Raw genomic sequence first — 17,328 nt, forward strand, 5'->3', positions numbered from 1 at the left:
GATTCGGCATCGTTGCAGCAGCCCGACGGGTGCCATGTTAGCGCTCGCCGGATGAAGCCCGCAAGCCGGGTCTCATCGCAGACCAGAAAGCGAAGCCGACATGAGCGAACGACTTGAAATGCTGAAAAAGGCGCGCGAGCGCATGGCCGACGACCGCGACGCGTTCGCCAAGACGCTGGCCGCGCCGTTCGACCGCGACAAGGCCGAGCGGGCACGGCTCAAATTCATCGAGACCCAGTTGCTGATCGACGCCATCGATCGCGCCATCGCTGGCGAGCCGGCCGCGGCATAAGTCCGATCAGCTCCCGCCGCACGCACCCTTCCCCGGCGCCGGCTGATATTGGTCGCGCAGCCGCAGCCAATCCATCGGATAGGGCAGGCCCTGTTCGTGGCGGCCGAGCGGCGTCAGGTCGAGATAGTGATAGGCGGCGTTCATCATGTCGAGGCCGCGGGCGAAGCAGGAATAGGTGTGGAAGACGTTGCCCTCCTCGTCGCGATAGAACACGCTGATCCCGGGCGCTTCCTCGACGCCGAAGCCGGATGTGCCGAAATTATAGATCTTGCCGCCCGACTTGATCTCGTCAGGCGTGAACGAGACGGCGTAATCATGATTGAAATCGTTGGCGGCCGATGAATACCAATCGAATGTCCAGCCCATCCGCGCCCTGAACGCGTCAAGTTTTGCCAACGGCGCGCGCGACACCGCCACCAGCGTAGTGTCTCGCGCGGCGAGATGGGGCACCATGCGCTCGAAGCCGTCGGCCCAGAACGAACAGCTCTTGCAGCCTTCGGTCCAGTCCGGCGCGAACATGAAATGCTGCACCACCAGCTGACTACGGCCCCAGAACAGATCGGCCAGCGTAGCCTTGCCCGCAGGCCCGTCGAACAGATAGGCCTTGCCGACCTTGACCCAGGGCAATGCACGCCGCTCTTCGCTGAGCCGATCGCGCGCTTTCGTAAACTCCTTCTCACGGTCGAGATGGGTTTTGCGCGCGGCGATCCACTCCTCGCGCGAGACGATTTGGTGCGGTTGCATGGCCGGCTCCTGTGTCCAGAGGCGTTTCAGGCGATAAAATTCTGCAGCTTGTCGAGCGCGCCGTTCCAGCCGCGCTGATGGCCGTCGCGGGCGGCTTCGTCGAAAAACTGCTCGTGGGTCAAGGTAAGCAGCGTGCCGTCGCCATCGGGTTTCAGCGACACCGTCACCAGCGATTCGCGTTCCGGCGTCGTATGCCAGGCCCAGCTGAACACCAGCCGCTGGTTCGAGACCATCTCGCGATAGACGCCGCCGACCTCGTGGTGCTCGCCACTCTCCATGTCGAAACTGACGCGATAGGTTCCGCCGACCCTTGCATCGATGCTGGCGCGCTCGGTGCCGGCCTTGACCGATGCCGGTCCGAACCAGCGGGCTATTTTTTGCGGGTCGGTCCACGCCGCGTAGACTTTGGCAGGGTCCGCTTTGACTCGGCGCGTGAGGGTGAGGCTCGGTCTGGCGATGAGGCCGGAATCGCCGGCAGCGCCTGATTTGACGGCCATTTGTCTTCCTCCTCCACGAATGCGGCAAGGCGGTCGAGATTGTCCGACCAGAAGCGCTGGTAGCGATTGAGCCAATCCATCGCCTGCTCCATCGGCGCGGCGGTGAGCCGGCACGCCACGGTGCGGCCGGTCTTGGCGCGCGTGATCAGACCGGCGTCCGACAACACGTCGAGATGCTTCATGATCGCGGGCAGCGACATCGAAAACGGCTGCGCCAGCTCGCTCACCGAGAGGTTGTCGCGCTTGCCGAGCCGCGCCAGCAGCGCGCGACGGGTCGGGTCCGCCAGCGCGGCAAAAGTACGGTCCAGGGCTTGATCGTAATACTTAACCATACGGTTTAGTATAAGCACAAACGGAAACGAGTCAAGCCCGCGGCTGACCCGTCTGTTTCGTTTCAGTAGCTGCGATACGGCCGTCCGCGCCGCTGTTCGCCGAAGGCAAAGAGCGGATTGACGTCGCAATAGGCGCGCCGTCCGGACGCGCTCGCCTGGCACTGGGCATAGGAGGTATACGAACAGTCCCCCGTATACCCGTACCCGCCGCCCCGAAGGCAGTAGGGGTAATCGCGGGCAGCCGCCGGTCCGGAGCCCGCCATCGCAGCGCCTGCCGCCGCTACGGCCATAACGGCCAGTATCACGTTGCGCATGATCTCATCTCCTTCGCGTCAGTCGTCGAACGAAAACGCCGCCGTTCCATGAAATGTTCCGGCCGCCTTTATTCAACCTTTGCGCCGGAAAACCTGACCACCTTTTCCCATTTTTCGGTTTCGGCTGAAATCATCGCGCCGAAGGCCTCCGGCGTGCCGATCAGCGGCTCCCCGCCGAGTTCGACCAGGCGCTTCCTGATTTCGGGCTCGGCCAGCACCGCGTTGACCTCCTTGTTGAGCTTCTCGATGATTTCCGCCGGCGTTTTCTTCGGCGCGCCCATGCCGAACAGCGCGCTTGCCTCGTAGCCCGGAACGGTTTCCGCGACCGCCGGCACATCGGGCATTTGCGGCGAGCGCGTGGCGGTGGTCACGGCGAGCGCGCGCAGGCCGCCCGGGGCGATATGGCCGATGATCGAAGGCATGTTGTCGAAGATCACCTGGACGCGGTTGCTGAGCATGTCGGTGATCGCAGGTGCTGCGCCGCGATAGGGCACGTGCACCATCTTCGCGCCCGACATCGCCATGAACAATTCCCCCGACAAGTGCACCGACGTCCCGTTGCCCGACGACGCCATGTTCACTTTGCCGGGATTGGCCTTCACATAGGCGATGAATTCGGCGACCGTCTTGGCCGGCACGTCGGGAGCGACCGTCATGACGTTCGGCACGCGATTGAAGGATGCGACCGGCGCGATATCGCGAATGAAGTCGAATTTCAGGTTGGTATAGAGCGAGGCGTTGATGTAGTTGGCGGGATTGACGAGCAGGACCGTGTAGCCATCGGGCGCCGCGTTGACCACGGATTCGGTGCCGATGTTGTTGCCGGCGCCGGGCTTGTTCTCGATCACCAATTGCTGGCCGAGCCTTTCGGACAGCCTTTGTCCGACCAGCCGCGCCAGGATATCGGTCGCACCGCCCGGCGGATATCCGACCACGAAGCGAATCGGCCGGGTCGGATAGTCCAGCGCCGGGGCGCGGCCGGCCGGCCAGACCAGGGCCGCAAGCCCGATCGCAAAAAGACCCATCGCGGAGCGACGTGACGTCATGCAGTTTCTCCCTGATGTCCCGGGTCTGAAGCCCGGTTCGCGGTTGATTTGACGAACGATCCGCGTTGTAACAAACAAAGCCCGATGCGGCCAGTAGCGCTGACGCGGCGGGAAACGCGACCAAAGGATGAGGTTCATGTCAGTCAAGGTAAGCGCAATCGATCACATCGTGATCAATGTCAGCGATGTCGCGCGCTCGGCGGCGTGGTATCAAAAAATCCTCGGGATGGAGATCAAGGTGTTCGATCCGGGCCCGGGCAAGACGCCCCGCACATCGCTGGTGTTCGGCGACCAGAAGATCAACGTGCGGCCGCGCGGCGCCGACAAGGTCGAGTGGTTCACCGCCGACCACGAAACCGCCGGGAGTGACGATCTCTGCTTCCTCACCGCGAGCACGCCGGACCAGGTGGTCGCGCATCTTGGGGCACATGGCGTCGCGATCGAGGAGGGCCCAGTCACGAAGCAGGGCGCCCGCGGCGCGCTGCGCTCGGTCTACTGCCGCGATCCCGACGGGAGTCTCATCGAGATTTCCTCGTATGAGGACGGGGCAGCGTAGCTCTCTCGCATTGCGAGGGGCCAACGGGTCGTGATGACGAGGAAAAGGGGCTGCACCACATTCCGTATTTGCGCAGCCCGCCAACCAATGGCAGAACTGCTCCCAAGAAAATGACAGCAGCAGCCGGCAAGGCTGCACGGGAGGATTTGATGCTGGAATCGCGGGCGCCGGGCGTGGTCGGGCCGTTTGCCGGGATGGACGTGCCGTGGCTGCTGCGGATGCGCAGCCAGACCCGCCGTGACCATCCGTTCCTGATCTGGGCGCCGTTCGACGCGCCGGCACGGACCTGGCGTTACGGCGAATTCCACGAGCGGGTCGGCGCACTGGCCGCAGGACTTGTCGCGCGCGGCGTCAAGCCGGGCGAGTTCGTGCTGATTCATCTCGACAATTGCATCGAGGCGGTGCTGGCGTGGTTCGCCTGCGTCGAGCTCGGCGCCATCGCGGTCACCACCAACACCCGCTCAGCGCCGGCGGAAATGGAATATTTTGCAGGCCATTGCGGCGCGGTGGCCGCGATCACGCAGCCTTGCTATGCCGACATGATCTCGGCGCATTGCAGGAATTTGCGCTGGCTGGCGGTGATTTCGCACGACGCGGGTGCGGCTCCCGCGCAAGGCACCGCCCCGCAGCGCGCCGACAGCTTTGAAGCACTGTTCGCCGACAGCGCCGACCGGCCGCGCCGCGCCACCGATCCGCAGGCCTCCTGCAGCGTACAATACACCTCCGGCACCACGTCGCGACCGAAGGCGGTGCTGTGGAGCCACGCCAATGCGCTGTGGGGCGCCAAAATCAACGCGGCGCATGAGGATCTGCATCACGGCGATGTGCACCAGACCTATCTGCCGCTGTTTCACACCAATGCGCTGGCCTATTCGATGCTGGCGAGCCTGTGGGTCGGCGCGACCTGCGTGATCCAGCCGCGGTTTTCCGCCAGCCGGTTCTGGAGCGTCGCTGCCGAGCACGGCTGTACCTGGACCTCGACCATCCCGTTCTGCATGAAGGTGCTGCTGGAGCACGAAATCCCCAGGCAGCACACATTCCGGCTATGGGGCACGGCGGTCAACGACCCGGCGCCCTTTGCCGTGTTCGGCATCAAGATCATCGGCTGGTGGGGCATGACCGAGACCATCACCCACGGCATCGTCGGCGAGGTCGACCAGCCGAACACGCCGATGTCGATCGGCCGGGCGGCCCCGGAATACGTGATCCGCGTCGCCAACGACGACGGCTCGCCGACCGCCGTCGGCGACACCGGCAACCTCCTGATCAAGGGTATCCCCGGGCTGACGCTGTTCAGGGAATACCTGCACAACGAAAAAGCCACGCGCGAGAGTTTCGACGAACACGGCTATTTCATCACCGGCGACCGCGTCACCCTGCTCGACAACGGCTTCATCAAATTCGGCGACCGCGCCAAGGACATGCTCAAGGTCGGCGGCGAGAACGTCGCGGCCTCCGAGATCGAGCAGGTGATCGCGATGGTGCCGGGCGTACGCGAGGCGGCGGTGGTCGCCAAGAAGCATCCGATGCTGGACGAGGTGCCGGTCGTGTTCATCATTCCGGCCGCCGGCGTCGCGGCCGCGCCAAAAGACCTGCACGACACCGTCATGGCGGCCTGCCGCAACGCGCTGGCCGACTTCAAGGTGCCGCACGAAATCCGGTTCGTCGACGAAATGCCGCGCTCGACGCTGGAGAAGGTGGCGAAAGCGGAATTGCGCAAGATGCTGGTGTAATAAGCCAGTCATTCCGGGGCGATGCGAAGCATCGAACCCGGAATCTCGAGATTCCCCGATGCGCAATTGCGCATCTGAGGTCTGGTGCTGCGCACCATCCCGGAATGACGGTCGGCCCTAGGTCACCTCAAAACGGATCGGCAGCTTCTTCGGCCCGTTGACAAAAGTGGCCTGCGTCATCTTCACTTCGCCGTCGAGCGCGATCGATTTCAGCCGGGGCAGCAGTTCCTCGAACAGGATCCGCATTTCCAGCTTGGCGAGATATTGGCCGAGGCACAAATGCGCGCCGTAGCCGAAGGCAACGTGCTTGTTCGGCTTGCGGTCGCAACGGAATTTGAAGGGTTCCTCGAATACCTCCTCGTCGCGATTGCCCGACGCGTAACAGAGCATGAGCCAGTCTCTTTTTAAGATGTTGCGTCCGCCCAGCTCGGTGTCCGATGTCGCCGATCGCATGAAATGCTTGACCGGGGTCATCCAGCGGATCGCCTCGTCGACGAGGCCCGGGATCAGTTCCGGATCGGCTTTGACCTTGGCAAACTGCTCAGGATCCTCGGCGAGCGCCCAGATGGCGCCGGCGGTCGAGGATGACGTCGTGTCGTGGCCGGCGGTCGCCACGATCATGTAGTAGCTCGTCGCATCGTGCTCGGGCATATACTCGCCGTTGATTTTGGCGTTGGCGATGACGGTGGCGAGATCGTCGCGCGGATTGGCGCGCCGGTCTGCGGTGATCTGCCCGAAATAGGCACCGAAATCGTCGATGACCATCTGGATCATGGCGGCGAACTGTTCGGGCGAGAGGGCATCCCGGATCCGCGCCGTATCCGGATCCTGGGCTCCGAACAGCTCCTGGGTCAGCTTGAGCATCCGGGGCTCGTCCTTCTCCGGGACGCCGAGAATTTCCATGATGACGTGCAGCGGATATCCGAGCGCGACGTCGGCGACGAAGTCGCATCGCCCGTCATGCGCCATCATGCGTTCGACGGCGCCGCGCGCGATGGCGCGGACCCGTTGCTCGAATTTCCCGAGATTGACCGGCATGAACCAGGACTGCGTCAGCGCCCGGTATTTCGGATGGTCGGGCGCGTCCATCTGGACCAGCGAGCGCACCAGATTCGGTTGGCCGGTGATCCTGCGCGTCCGCTCCTCGATCGCCTTCATCGTCAGCGTGGTCGGCCGGTCCGCGTTGTGAAACAGCTCGTTCTGCCGGCTGACGGAGAGGATATCGGCGTGTTTGGTCACGACCCAAAAGCGATCAAAGCCCTCGGGGCGGGCAATGCCGAGCGGATTGTTGGCACGCAGCCAGCGATAGGCATCATGCAGGCGATGATCGGCATAGGCCTGCGGGTTGACGAGAGTCGCCGCAATGTCTGCAGGAATATCCATGGCTCTCACCGCGTCCCTTGGGAATGGTTACCGAGCGACATTGTCTCGTTGTTGCATATGGCGGTCAACCAGCGGGCCGGCGCAGGAAGCGTTTACCGGATCACAGAACCGTTTGGAATTAGCCGGCAGCCATCATCAATACTTGCGTTGATCAGCTGACGCCGGGTGGCGGCCGCCCCTCCTCGGCGTCGTCGTCAGGTTTGACAGATCGCGTCCAGAACACGCAATCTCCGGCAAAAGAAAACAGCGGGAGAAACCACATGTCGGGGCATCGATCCAACCGGGAAGCATCTGCCAAACGATCGGCCCGCGGCAAGGCGCTCGCCGCTCTTGCAGGCCTTTGCCTGACCCTGCAGGCCGGCACGGCTTTCGCGCAGACCGCCGACGCCGTGCTGTTCAACGGCAAGATCCTCACCGTCGACAGGGATTTCTCGGTGCGAGAGGCGCTGGCGATCGGCCATGGCCAGGTGCTGGCGACCGGCACCAACGCGGCGATGAAGAAGCTCGCCGGCGTCAAGGCAAAGCTGATCGATCTAGGCGGTCGCACCGTGATTCCCGGTTTGACCGACGGCCATATTCACGGCATCCGCGCCGCGCTGACCTTCGGCACCGAGGTCAACTGGATCGGGGTGCCGGCGCTAAAGGACGCGCTGGACCGGATTCGCGAGGCGGGCAAGACCCAACAACCCGGCTCCTGGATCGTGGTGGCCGGCGGCTGGACCGAGGAGCAATTTTCGGAGAAGCGGCGCCCGACCCCGCGCGAGGTCGCCGAGGCCGCCCCCGACAATCCCGTCTACATCCAGCATCTCTACGACTGGCTGCTGCTGACGCCGAAGGCGATGGACGCGCTCAATATCCAGAGCGATGCGGATGTCACCCCCGGCGGCAAGCTCGAGCTTGACGGCGACAACAAGCCGAGCGGCGTCGTGATCGGCAACGGCAACACGCTCGGCAAGATCTTCGATCACCTGCCGAAGCCGACGATGGCGCAGCAGGTCGACGGCTCCAAAAAATTCTTCCATGAAATGAACAGCCTTGGCATCACCGGCATCGTCGACGGCGGCGGCGTCAGCATGTATCCGGCCAACTACCAGGCGGTGTTCAAGCTGTGGCACGACAGGGAATTGACGGTGCGCGTCGCCTATCATCTCTGCGCGCCGAAGCCGGGCAGCGAACTCGCCGACCTGCAGAACCTGACCCAGCTGCTGCCGCAGGGGTTTGGGGATACGATGCTGCATTTCAACGGCCCCGGCGAAATCCTGATCTGGGCCGACTGGACCGACGGCGACATCACCCCTGACGGCAAGGCCAAACTCGCCGAATTGCTGCGCTGGGCTGCCTCGAAAGGCTACACCATTCAGCTGCACTGGAACCCGGATCGCACCGTGCAGGACCTGCTCGATGTCGTCGAAGACATCGCTAAGGATTATCCGGTGCGCGATCTCCGATGGACCGTGCTGCATCTCTACAACGCCTCGGAAGCGCATCTGAAGCAGATGAAGGCGCTGGGCCTGGTCTGGGGCGTGCAGGACGGGCCTTATTTCGGCGGCGAACGGCTGCAGCACGACGAAGGTGTCGAAAAGGCGCTGACATTGCCGCCGATCGCGACCGCGCTTCGCCTCGGCTTGACGGTCGCGGCCGGCACCGACGCGCACCGGGTGTCGTCCTATAATCCGTTCGTCTCGCTGCAATGGTACCTCGACGGCACCACCATCGGCGGCGTCAAGACCCGCAGCGACGCGGAGGCCCCGAGCCGCCGGCAGGCGCTGGAAATGTACACCCGCAATTCGGCGTTCACGGCCAATGACGACGACAAGCGCGGCACGCTGGAGCCCGGCAAGCTCGCCGATCTGGCGGTGCTGTCATCCGACTATCTGACGGCGCCGGTTGGCGAGATCGGGAAGATTCGCTCGGTGCTGACGATGGTCGGCGGCAAGGTGGTGTTTGCAAGCGGGCCGTATGCAAATCTGGCTTCCGAGGCCAGTCACTAGCTCAGTCATTGCGGGCGCAAGCGAAACAATCCACAAGGCCGCGACGGAAGAATGGATTGCTTCGTCGCTATGCTCCTCGCAGTGACGGGCGAGGAGTCGGTGTGCTGGATCAATAATACCAACGGCCCTAATTATTGACTGTTGCCCATGTTCGTGTGGTGATTGAGGCGATGCGCTTTGGATCGTGTTCAAAGAAGTTCCATGCGTCGCAGGTTTTATCAACGATGTCGTCGTAGTCGTCGAAGACGGTGATCGCGAGTTTGTTGCCGCGCAGATATTCCCAGACGTTTTCGATCGGATTGAGTTCAGGCGCGTAGGGTGGCAGACGCACCAGGGTGACGTTTTCGGGGATCGTGAGCGCGGCAGCAATGTGATAGCCGGCGCCATCGAGGACAAGAGCGGCGTGGCTACCTGCCGCCACCTTGCGGCCGATCGCTGTGAGATGCAGCGACATGGCCTCGGCGTTCGCCGCCGGCATGACCAGACCTGCTGCGACGCGACGCTGCGGACAGGCCGCGCCGAACAGGTAGGCCCAGTCGTAGCGCTGGTCGTGCGGTGCGCGGGGCCTCGTTCCACGCTTGGCCCAGACGCGGGTCAGCGTGCCCTGCTGGCCGATCCGGGCCTCATCTTGGAACCAGATTTCGATCGGCTTGTCTTTGGCGTGCTCGGGAATTTGCGCCCTGACGGTCGCGGCGAAGTTTTTTTAAACGTCTGCTGGGCTTCTTCGTCAGCCTGCGGGTGGCGGGGCCTTACCGACAGTTTGCGGTAGCCGAGCTTGGCTAGAACCTTCCCGACCGAACGCTCGTGGAGCGTGACACCGAAGCGCCGCTGCAATTCGTCGCGCAGATCGACCCGCCGCCAACGCACTACCCCGTGCACCGCGGGGTCGGGGCCGGCCTCGACAAGCTCGGCCAATTCGGCCTGCTGCCGCACCGTGAGTTTTGATCCGGGACCTGGCGATTTGAGATTGCGAAGCCCGGCCAGTCCCGCGGCGTTGTAACGGTGCACCCAGTCCCGCAAGGTCTGACGGTCCATGCCGCAGGTTTCGGCCGCCGTTTTGCGGTCCGAGCCATCGAGCACCAGCGCAAGCGCGAGTATCCGACGCGCCGCGGCGCTATCCTTCTCTCCGCTCGCCGCCTTGCGAAGCGCCGAAGCCGTCAGATCAAGTCGGGTGATCGATACCGCCGCTCCCATCGATGCCGCTCCTCTCAAAGGCTAGCATCGAGTCAGAGTTTCCCTGATTTGGGAATCCCTAATGAGTCACAGTTTCGGGCCGTTGGTATAAGTCCCCAGCGCCACCGAGCGGAACGCCTGCAACAGGTGATAGTCGAGCTTGCCAGCCATCTTCTCCATCGTCGCGAACGCCTCGTTGTGGGTAAACGGCAGCCGGTAGGCCCGCTTCTCCACCAGCGCCGCGTAGATGTCCACAATGGTCGTAAGCCGCACGATGTCGCTGATCTGATCGCCCTTGAGGCCATCGGGATATCCGCTGCCGTCAAGCAATTCGTGATGGTGCAGGACCACGTCCAGCATCTCGGGCGGAAAGCTTCCTTCGTCCGCCAGCGCGCCATGGCCGAGTTGCGGGTGCATGCGCATCACCCGCGTTTCCTCCTCGGTGAGCGTTCCGGGCTTGTCCAGGATGGCGACCGGGACGAACGCCTTGCCGACATCGTGCAGAAGGGCGGCGCGCGTGAGGCGGCGCTGGTCGTCCTCGCGCATCCCGAGGTGCTGGGCGAAGGCGACGGCAAAACCGGTGACGAAAAGGCAGTGGCGGTAGCTGTCGGTATGATGGCGGCCGACGGTGTTCAGCCACTCGCGCAAGGAGGTCTGCTTGATGGCGCGAAGGATCTTGTTTTCAGATTCCAGGATGTCGCTGAATTTCAGCGGCGTTCCCGCCGGCAGCTTCTCGAATATCCTGGTCATCACGGATTGGGCCGCGGCAACGCCCCGGTTCAGCGCCCTGCCACGTTCGGTGGCGTCGAACCTGATGGTGTCGGGAAACGCGGCGCAGATTCGCCGCAGAATGGCTTCTTCATTGAACGGCCGCGAAATCGTATCGGTAGCGCCAAGTGCCCAGGCCTGCATCGACCCGTGGTGAAGCGCGTCCGCCAGGACGAACAACCGCGGCACGCCGCGGTACGCATCTCCGCGCAGCTTGTTGCGCACAAGCTGCACGCTTTCCGGCGAGCGCAGATTGATGTCGACCACGATGCCCGAGACCTGAGTGGCGGGAGCTTCGGGTATCTCCGACGTCGGGATGGTATCGACCTCGCCCACGATCTTCAGAATGCTGGCCAATTCGCTGCTCTGATCGGTGCGGTCCGAAGCAAGCAGCAGACGGCGCTTGGACGAAGTCTGTGTAGCTAAAGCGGTCATAATCCCTCGTCGACGAGCCGGCACGGCCAGCGCCTGAGGGTAAACGACAATGAGTTCTCTTTGGCTTAAGGGGCATGATGAACGCGTAGCTATCGGGGATGATACAATTTGAGTGAATGCGTTAGGGAGAGCCCACGAAAAATCCGCCGGAAGCAGGCTTCCGGCGGACCGTTGGTGTCGCCTGGCTTGCGATCGCCGTTACGCCTTCATCGCCGCCTTCACTTGCTCTGCCGTGATTGGCAGCGCGCGGACGCGGGCACCGACCGCGTTGAAGATGGCGTTGCCGAGCGCGGGCGCGATCACCGTCACCGCCGGCTCGCCGACGCCGGTGGCTTTGTCACCATTGGCGATGACGCTGACGGCGACTTCCGGCACCTGGCTCATCCGCAGCGGCGTGTAGGTATCGAAGTTGGTCTGCTCGATACCGCCGTCCTTCAGCGTCGCTTTCTCGTACATGGCGAGCGAAAGTCCCCACAACGCCGCGCCCTCGACCTGGGCGCGGATGTTGTCGGGATGCACCTGGGTGCCGACGTCGGTGGCCACGGTCAATTTCTTGACCTTGACCTCGCCTGACGGCGAAACAGCGACATGGGCCACGCAGGCGGTCCAGCTTGCGGTAGCGCGTTCCTGCGAGGAGACGCAGGCCACGCCCATGCCTTCGCCCTGCGGCAGCTTCTTGGTGCCGTAGCCGGACATGCCCATCGCCGCCAGCAGGGTGTTGCGCAGGCGTTGCGCACCACCGTCGTTCTTGCCCTTGCCGTCGAGCATGTCGATACGATACTGCGCGGGGTCCTTGCCGACCGCGTCTGCAATTTCATCGACCATGCTTTCGACCGCCCAGAAGGTCCAGCCCGGCGCGACCGACCGCAACTGACCCGACGGGGTGGCGCTGTGCGCCATCTCGTTGAGGATGGCGCGGACGTTGTGATTGGGCACGGAATAGAAGAAGTCCGCGCCGTTCACGGTGAACGCATCGAGCGCGCCTTTCTTGTCGACCGAAGGCGACAGGAAATCCGGGATGCCCCAGCGTTTGGTCGGCCACGCGCTGACGACGTCATGATTGAGCGCCACCAGTTTGCCGTCGCCGTCGATACCGGCCTTGACCTTCTGGAACGTCAGCGGACGCGAGAAGTCCATGGTCATGTCGTTTTCGCGGCTGTAGATGACCTTGACCGGCTTGCCGACGGCCTTGGCCGCCTGCACCGCGGGCACCATCATGTCGGCGTCGAGACGCCGGCCGAAGCCGCCGCCCAGCCAGGTCTGGTGCATCACGACGAATTTGGGATCGACCCCGGCAGCGCCCGCCGCGATCGCACCGGAGCGCGTCGCGAATTGATTGCCGGAATAGATGTGCCAGATATCGCCCTTGAGCTCCGCCGTGGCGTTCATCGGCTCCATCGGCGCATGGATGTTGATGTTGGTGGTGTACTCCGCCTCCATCACCCTGGCCGCCGTGCCGAACGCCGCCGCGGTGTCGCCGTCCTTGACGAAGAACAGCCCGGAATCGTCGAGCGCCTGCAGCCGTTTGGCTTCGGTGAGCAGCGACTCGCTCGACAGCTTGGCATTGGGCCCGCCGTCATAGCTGATCTTCAGCGCGTCCGCCGCCTTGCGGGCGTTGGCATAGGTGTTGGCCACCGCCACCACCCAGCCCGTCGTGGTCGCGGTCTTGTCGTCGAGGATGACGGCCTGGATGAAGCCCGGCACCTTCTTTGCTGCGCTGTCGTCGACCGATTTGACGGTAGCGCCATAGCGCACCGGCGGCGTCACGACCTTGCCGTACACCATGCCCGGCAGCATGGTGTCGATGCCGTATTTCGCCGTGCCGTTGGTCTTGGAGGGAATATCGAGCTGCGGCACCGACACGCCGATCATGGTGTACTGATCCGGCGTCTTGAGCGTAATCGCCTTGAGTTCGTCGGGCGTGAACGTCTTGGTGATCTTGCCGCTCTTGACGATGTCGGCGAACGTCATCGACTTCTTCGATTTCGAATGCGAGATCGCGGAGTCGCGGACGACCAGTTCGGATGACGGTACGCCCATCGCGGTAGCGGCGGCGTCCGTTAATGCCATGCGTCCCGCGGCACCCGCGCGGCTCATCGCATCGAAGTTCATCATCGTGCTCCAGCTGCCGCCGGTAATCTGCGCGCCGAGCACGGGGTCGTTGAACTTCGGATCGTTGGAGGCGAGCTGAACCCGCATGTCCTTCCAGTTGGCGCCGAGCTCCTCGCTGATGATCTGCGCCATGGTGGAAGCGATGTGCTGGCCCATGTCGGCCTTGCCGCAGGTGACCGTGACGATCCCGTCTGGCGCGATCGAATACCAGACGCTGGGATCGAAATTGGAAGGCGCGGCGAGCGCCTGATCGGCGCCGAGCAGGCCGGGAACGCCGGAATAGCCGAGCGCGAGGCCGGCGGCGACGGTGCCGACGAGGAACGAGCGGCGGCTCAGATCGGCCGGCTCATTTTGGGTGATTTTCACGTGCTTATTCATGTTGCCCTCCGCTCGGTGCCGGCGTTGGAGGCGGTGCGCATTTCGGTAGCCGCACGCATGATCGCCTTCTGAATGCGCGAATAGGTCATGCAACGGCAGAGATTGCCGTCCATATGCGCCACCACTTCATCCTTGGTCGGGTTGGGGTTCTTGGCGAGCAGCGAGGCCGCCTGCATGATCTGTCCGGACTGGCAGTAGCCGCATTGCGGAACCTGCTCGGCGATCCACGCCTTCTGCAGCGGATGGTCGCCCTTCGCGCTGAGGCCTTCGATGGTGGTGATCTTCTTGCCGGCGACGTCGGAAATCGCGATCTGGCACGACCGCACGGCTTCGCCATTGACGTGCACCGTGCACGCGCCGCACAGCCCGGCGCCGCAGCCGAATTTGGTGCCGGTCATTTGCAGTTGCTCGCGGATGGCCCAGAGCAGCGGCGTATCGGGTGCCGCCTCGACGGACATATTCCGTCCATTGATGTTTAGATTTGGCATGGTTTCTTCCCCCCTCGGTGCATGATGCCGCTTACGGCGGCTGCTCACTTTGTAAAATGGCCGGCACCCACCGGGATGATGCCGACCTTGAGGGCAAGTTTGATCGCGTTCCAATCCGGAAGCAATGCAATTTGAAATTGGTCGAAGGGAAAAAATTGCGAAATGCAGTTTGTGCGTTGCGGCAACAATGCCGCCGTAAAGCCGGCGCTGAATTGGGTGCCCACGCGCGAGGCAAGCCTCCGTCGCCGCCTCGGCGTTGGGCAATTCCCCTCGGGCGCTGGATCGCGCTAGAATAGCATGCGATAGAGCGCTTTCGAATAATCCGCCGGGAGGCACGGAATGCCGACAATCGATCGGGACGGGGTCAAGATCCACTACGAGGTCCATGGCAGTGGGCCTGCGCTGCTGCTGACCCACGGTTATTCCTCGACATCGGCGATGTGGAAGGGCCAGATCGAGGCGCTGTCCAAACACCACAGGCTTGTGGTGTGGGACATGCGGGGCCACGGCCAGTCCGACTATCCCGACGACCCCGCCGCCTATAGCGAAGCGCTGACGGTTGCCGACATGGCAGCGCTGCTCGACGCGATCGGCGCCGAGACCGCCATCGTCGGCGGGCTCTCGCTCGGAGGCTATATGTCGCTTGCCTTCTATCGCACGCATCCGGATCGCGTGCGGGCGCTGTTGATCATCGATACCGGGCCGGGCTTCAAGAAGGACGACGCGCGCGCGGCCTGGAACAGGCGCGCACACGAAACCGGCGACCGCTTCGAGCGCGAGGGATTGGCAGCTCTGCAGTCCGGCAGCCGCGAACGCTCCACGGTCAGCCATCGCGATGCCACGGGCCTGGCGCGTGCCGCGCGCGGCATGCTGGCCCAGCGCGACGCCCGTGTGATCGAATCCTTGGCCGATATCAAGGCGCCGTCGCTGGTGGTGGTCGGCGCCGAGGATGTGCCGTTTCTCGCCGCTTCCGACTACATGGCGGCCAAGATCCCCGGAGCGAAGAAGGCCGTCATCGCTGCGGCCGGCCACGCCGTCAACATCGACCAGCCGCAGGCGTTCATCGATGCGGTGCTGCCATTCCTCGAAAGCTTGCCGCGCAACGTACCTACGGAAGGTCTGGTCCAGTCATGAAAAGCCTTTCAGCGCCGAAAAGCCTCGCGTCCACGGCGCTCTTGCTGATCTCGGCTGCCGTCGCGCCACTCGCGCCTGCCGGCGCCCAGCAATGGACGCCGGGCGACGTTCCGCGCGCTCCCTTCACAGCGACCTTGTCGAACAATACGCCGCTGGTGTTCGGGATGGATGTCTCGGATGCGTCGCGGGCGCTGGGCGAGCCGCTCGGCTATGTCAGCGGACGCGCGGGCAACGAAATCTATCTGGCCATCCGCAACCTCGGCGGCAGCGGGTTGCTCAACCACCACGACCGGCTCTTCCTGCAATTCCGCAAGGGCAGGCTGGCCGGCTGGAAGGGCGACTGGGGCCACAATTGGATGTGGCAATAACCAGCAGGCCGCGCACCCCTCTAACATTCTCCAAAACGTTCAACTCTCAAAGCAAATGGATGACCCGTGGGACAAGACCTCAAACTGACGGCTTCGGACAATTTTAAGCTGGGCGCCTATCGCGCCGACCCCACCACCGCGCCGAAGGGCGCGGTGGTGGTGATCCAGGAAATCTTCGGCGTCAATCACCACATTCGCGCGGTGTGCGACCGGCTCGCCGGCGAAGGCTATGTCGCCATCGCCCCGTCGATCTTCGACCGCATCGAACCCAATTTCACGTCCGGTTACTCGCCCGACGAGATCGCGATCGCGCGCAAGTTCGTGGCCAATCCCGACTGGGCCGCGATGCTGCGCGACACCCAGGCCGCGATCGACGCGGTTGGGGATGTCGGCCCGGTCGGCGTCATCGGCTTTTGCCTCGGCGGCAGCATCGCCTATGCTGCGGCGACAAAGCTGTCGGGGCTCTCGGCGGCGATCGGCTATTACGGCGGTGCCGTCGTGCGTTTTGCCGACGATAAGCCCAAGGTTCCGACGCAACTGCATTTCGGCGAGAAGGACACCGGCATTCCCCTGACCGACGTCGAGACCATCAAGGCCAAGCGCGCCGATGTCGAGATCTTCGTCTATCCGGGCGCCCAGCACGGCTTCCACTGCGACGAGCGGGTGAGCTACGACAAGGCCAGCGCCGATATTGCATGGCCGCGCAGCATGGCGTTCTTCGCCAAGCATTTGAAGAAATAGAACGGGCCCGTCATGCGCAGGCTTGACCCGCGCATCCATCCCGCTTCGCGTCAGAACCAGCGTTCGCCGACCAGCACGGTATCGCCGGGGCCAATCGCGGTGCCGAGCGGCACCACCACGCGCATCGAGCCCGACCCGTCGGTGTGGGTCAGCGTGACGGTGTCGCGCCGGGCGCGCGGCGAGAAGCCGCCGGCGATCGCCACCGCGCTCTCGACGCTCATATTGGGGACGAAGGGATATTGGCCGGGGGCTGCGACTTCACCGAGGATGAAGAACGGCCGATAGGACTCGATCTCCACCGCCACCGAGGGCTCGCGGATATAGCCGTTGCGCAGTTTGGCGGTGATCTCGGCGGCCAGCCCCGCCGGTGTCCGGCCGCGCGCGGGCACCGCGCCGATCAGCGGCATGGTGATCGAACCGCCGGCATCGATCGCGTAAGAGTTGGTCAGGCCTTCCTGGCCATAGACCACGACCCGCAATTTATCACCGGCATCGAGTCTGTAGGATGTGTCATAGGCGGCCGGCATCGGCGCCGTCGCATAGGCGACGGGGGCCGGAGCATAGGCCTGCCGTGGCGCCGCGGCGAAGGCATTGCGAAGCGCGCTGACGGCCCCGCCGGAATCGGCGGCTTCGTATCGCGCGGCAACGGCAGGGGCCGGACCGTAGGCCAGGGAATCCAGATCGCTTTGCGGCTGTGCCATCGCGACCGGGCCGGCCGTCTGCATGCAGCCGGACAAAGCGAGCGCGGCTATGGCGGCAATGATCGGCAATCGAAACACGCGCGCAACCCGCACCTTCACCACCCCTCATCGCGAGACAGCTAAAGTCTTGCACCGGTTATGG

The 17,328-nt window shown here is 63.8% G+C and carries 19 protein-coding genes; 7 read left to right on the plus strand and 12 right to left on the minus strand.

Annotation, left to right across the window (positions count from 1 at the left end):
- Positions 1-100 precede the first annotated feature (100 nt).
- Positions 101-292, plus strand: coding sequence for a hypothetical protein (locus B5525_RS08680; protein WP_079565631.1), 192 nt, complete (start codon positions 101-103; stop codon positions 290-292).
- A gap of 6 nt (positions 293-298) precedes the next feature.
- On the opposite strand, the gene B5525_RS08685 is transcribed toward B5525_RS08680, so the two are convergent.
- The 5 genes from B5525_RS08685 to B5525_RS08705 all read right to left on the minus strand — a co-directional run bounded on the left by B5525_RS08685 (position 299) and on the right by B5525_RS08705 (position 3,225).
- Positions 299-1,036, minus strand: coding sequence for a DUF899 domain-containing protein (locus B5525_RS08685; RefSeq protein ID WP_079565632.1), 738 nt, complete (start codon positions 1,034-1,036; stop codon positions 299-301).
- 26 nt (positions 1,037-1,062) lie between these two features.
- Positions 1,063-1,494, minus strand: coding sequence for an SRPBCC family protein (locus B5525_RS08690; protein WP_079573111.1), 432 nt, complete (start codon positions 1,492-1,494; stop codon positions 1,063-1,065).
- On the minus strand, positions 1,407-1,865 hold the full coding sequence (locus B5525_RS08695; protein WP_079565633.1) for an ArsR/SmtB family transcription factor: 459 nt from the start codon (positions 1,863-1,865) through the stop codon (positions 1,407-1,409). The genes B5525_RS08690 and B5525_RS08695 overlap by 88 nt, the downstream gene beginning before the upstream one ends.
- A gap of 62 nt (positions 1,866-1,927) precedes the next feature.
- Positions 1,928-2,179: a DUF3551 domain-containing protein gene (locus B5525_RS08700; RefSeq protein ID WP_079565634.1), complete on the minus strand. Its 252-nt coding sequence runs from the start codon at positions 2,177-2,179 to the stop codon at positions 1,928-1,930.
- A 68-nt stretch (positions 2,180-2,247) separates the two neighbouring features.
- Positions 2,248-3,225, minus strand: coding sequence for a Bug family tripartite tricarboxylate transporter substrate binding protein (locus tag B5525_RS08705; protein WP_079565635.1), 978 nt, complete (start codon positions 3,223-3,225; stop codon positions 2,248-2,250).
- Between the two features lie 136 nt (positions 3,226-3,361).
- Here B5525_RS08705 and B5525_RS08710 point away from each other — a divergent pair, with 136 nt between their 5' ends.
- Positions 3,362-3,781, plus strand: coding sequence for a VOC family protein (locus B5525_RS08710; RefSeq protein WP_079565636.1), 420 nt, complete (start codon positions 3,362-3,364; stop codon positions 3,779-3,781).
- A gap of 149 nt (positions 3,782-3,930) precedes the next feature.
- Positions 3,931-5,514 carry an AMP-binding protein gene (locus tag B5525_RS08715; RefSeq protein ID WP_079565637.1) on the plus strand — a complete coding sequence of 528 codons (1,584 nt, stop codon included), beginning with the start codon at positions 3,931-3,933 and terminating at the stop codon, positions 5,512-5,514.
- A gap of 117 nt (positions 5,515-5,631) precedes the next feature.
- Here the strand turns inward: B5525_RS08715 and B5525_RS08720 are convergent, their stop codons facing one another.
- Positions 5,632-6,897, minus strand: coding sequence for a cytochrome P450 (locus B5525_RS08720; protein WP_079565638.1), 1,266 nt, complete (start codon positions 6,895-6,897; stop codon positions 5,632-5,634).
- A 260-nt stretch (positions 6,898-7,157) separates the two neighbouring features.
- Here B5525_RS08720 and B5525_RS08725 point away from each other — a divergent pair, with 260 nt between their 5' ends.
- Positions 7,158-8,888 (plus strand): amidohydrolase, encoded by a 1,731-nt coding sequence (locus B5525_RS08725; RefSeq protein ID WP_079565639.1) that lies wholly within the window; start codon positions 7,158-7,160, stop codon positions 8,886-8,888.
- Between the two features lie 127 nt (positions 8,889-9,015).
- Here B5525_RS08725 and B5525_RS08730 read toward each other — a convergent pair.
- From B5525_RS08730 to B5525_RS08750, 5 genes are all read right to left on the minus strand, one after another.
- Positions 9,016-10,082 (minus strand): IS630 family transposase gene (locus B5525_RS08730; protein WP_197687849.1). Its coding sequence is split into 2 segments (ribosomal slippage): positions 9,016-9,593 and positions 9,593-10,082, totalling 1,068 coding nucleotides; the frame shifts between segments, so codons are not numbered across the junction.
- Between the two features lie 66 nt (positions 10,083-10,148).
- Positions 10,149-11,264, minus strand: coding sequence for an HD domain-containing protein (locus B5525_RS08735; RefSeq protein ID WP_079565640.1), 1,116 nt, complete (start codon positions 11,262-11,264; stop codon positions 10,149-10,151).
- Positions 11,265-11,462: 198 nt separating this feature from the next.
- Positions 11,463-13,754, minus strand: coding sequence for a xanthine dehydrogenase family protein molybdopterin-binding subunit (locus B5525_RS08740; RefSeq protein WP_079565641.1), 2,292 nt, complete (start codon positions 13,752-13,754; stop codon positions 11,463-11,465).
- Positions 13,751-14,242 (minus strand): (2Fe-2S)-binding protein, encoded by a 492-nt coding sequence (locus B5525_RS08745; protein ID WP_079565642.1) that lies wholly within the window; start codon positions 14,240-14,242, stop codon positions 13,751-13,753. The genes B5525_RS08740 and B5525_RS08745 overlap by 4 nt, the downstream gene beginning before the upstream one ends.
- Positions 14,243-14,286: 44 nt before the next feature.
- Positions 14,287-14,466, minus strand: a complete 180-nt coding sequence (locus B5525_RS08750; protein ID WP_079565643.1) for a hypothetical protein — start codon at positions 14,464-14,466, stop codon at positions 14,287-14,289.
- 115 nt (positions 14,467-14,581) lie between these two features.
- Between B5525_RS08750 and B5525_RS08755 the strand changes: the two genes are divergently transcribed.
- From B5525_RS08755 to B5525_RS08765, 3 genes are all read left to right on the plus strand, one after another.
- Entirely contained in the window at positions 14,582-15,376 is a 795-nt protein-coding gene (locus B5525_RS08755; RefSeq protein ID WP_079565644.1) for an alpha/beta fold hydrolase, read from the plus strand.
- Positions 15,373-15,744: a hypothetical protein gene (locus B5525_RS08760; RefSeq protein WP_079565645.1), complete on the plus strand. Its 372-nt coding sequence runs from the start codon at positions 15,373-15,375 to the stop codon at positions 15,742-15,744. The genes B5525_RS08755 and B5525_RS08760 overlap by 4 nt, the downstream gene beginning before the upstream one ends.
- A gap of 66 nt (positions 15,745-15,810) precedes the next feature.
- Positions 15,811-16,485: a dienelactone hydrolase family protein gene (locus tag B5525_RS08765; RefSeq protein WP_079565646.1), complete on the plus strand. Its 675-nt coding sequence runs from the start codon at positions 15,811-15,813 to the stop codon at positions 16,483-16,485.
- 50 nt (positions 16,486-16,535) lie between these two features.
- Here the strand turns inward: B5525_RS08765 and B5525_RS08770 are convergent, their stop codons facing one another.
- On the minus strand, positions 16,536-17,279 hold the full coding sequence (locus B5525_RS08770; protein ID WP_079573113.1) for a polysaccharide biosynthesis/export family protein: 744 nt from the start codon (positions 17,277-17,279) through the stop codon (positions 16,536-16,538).
- Positions 17,280-17,328: the final 49 nt, after the last annotated feature.

It is taken from the genome of Bradyrhizobium erythrophlei, assembly GCF_900129505.1.
In the GTDB taxonomy this organism is placed as follows: Bacteria; Pseudomonadota; Alphaproteobacteria; order Rhizobiales; family Xanthobacteraceae; genus Bradyrhizobium; species Bradyrhizobium erythrophlei_D.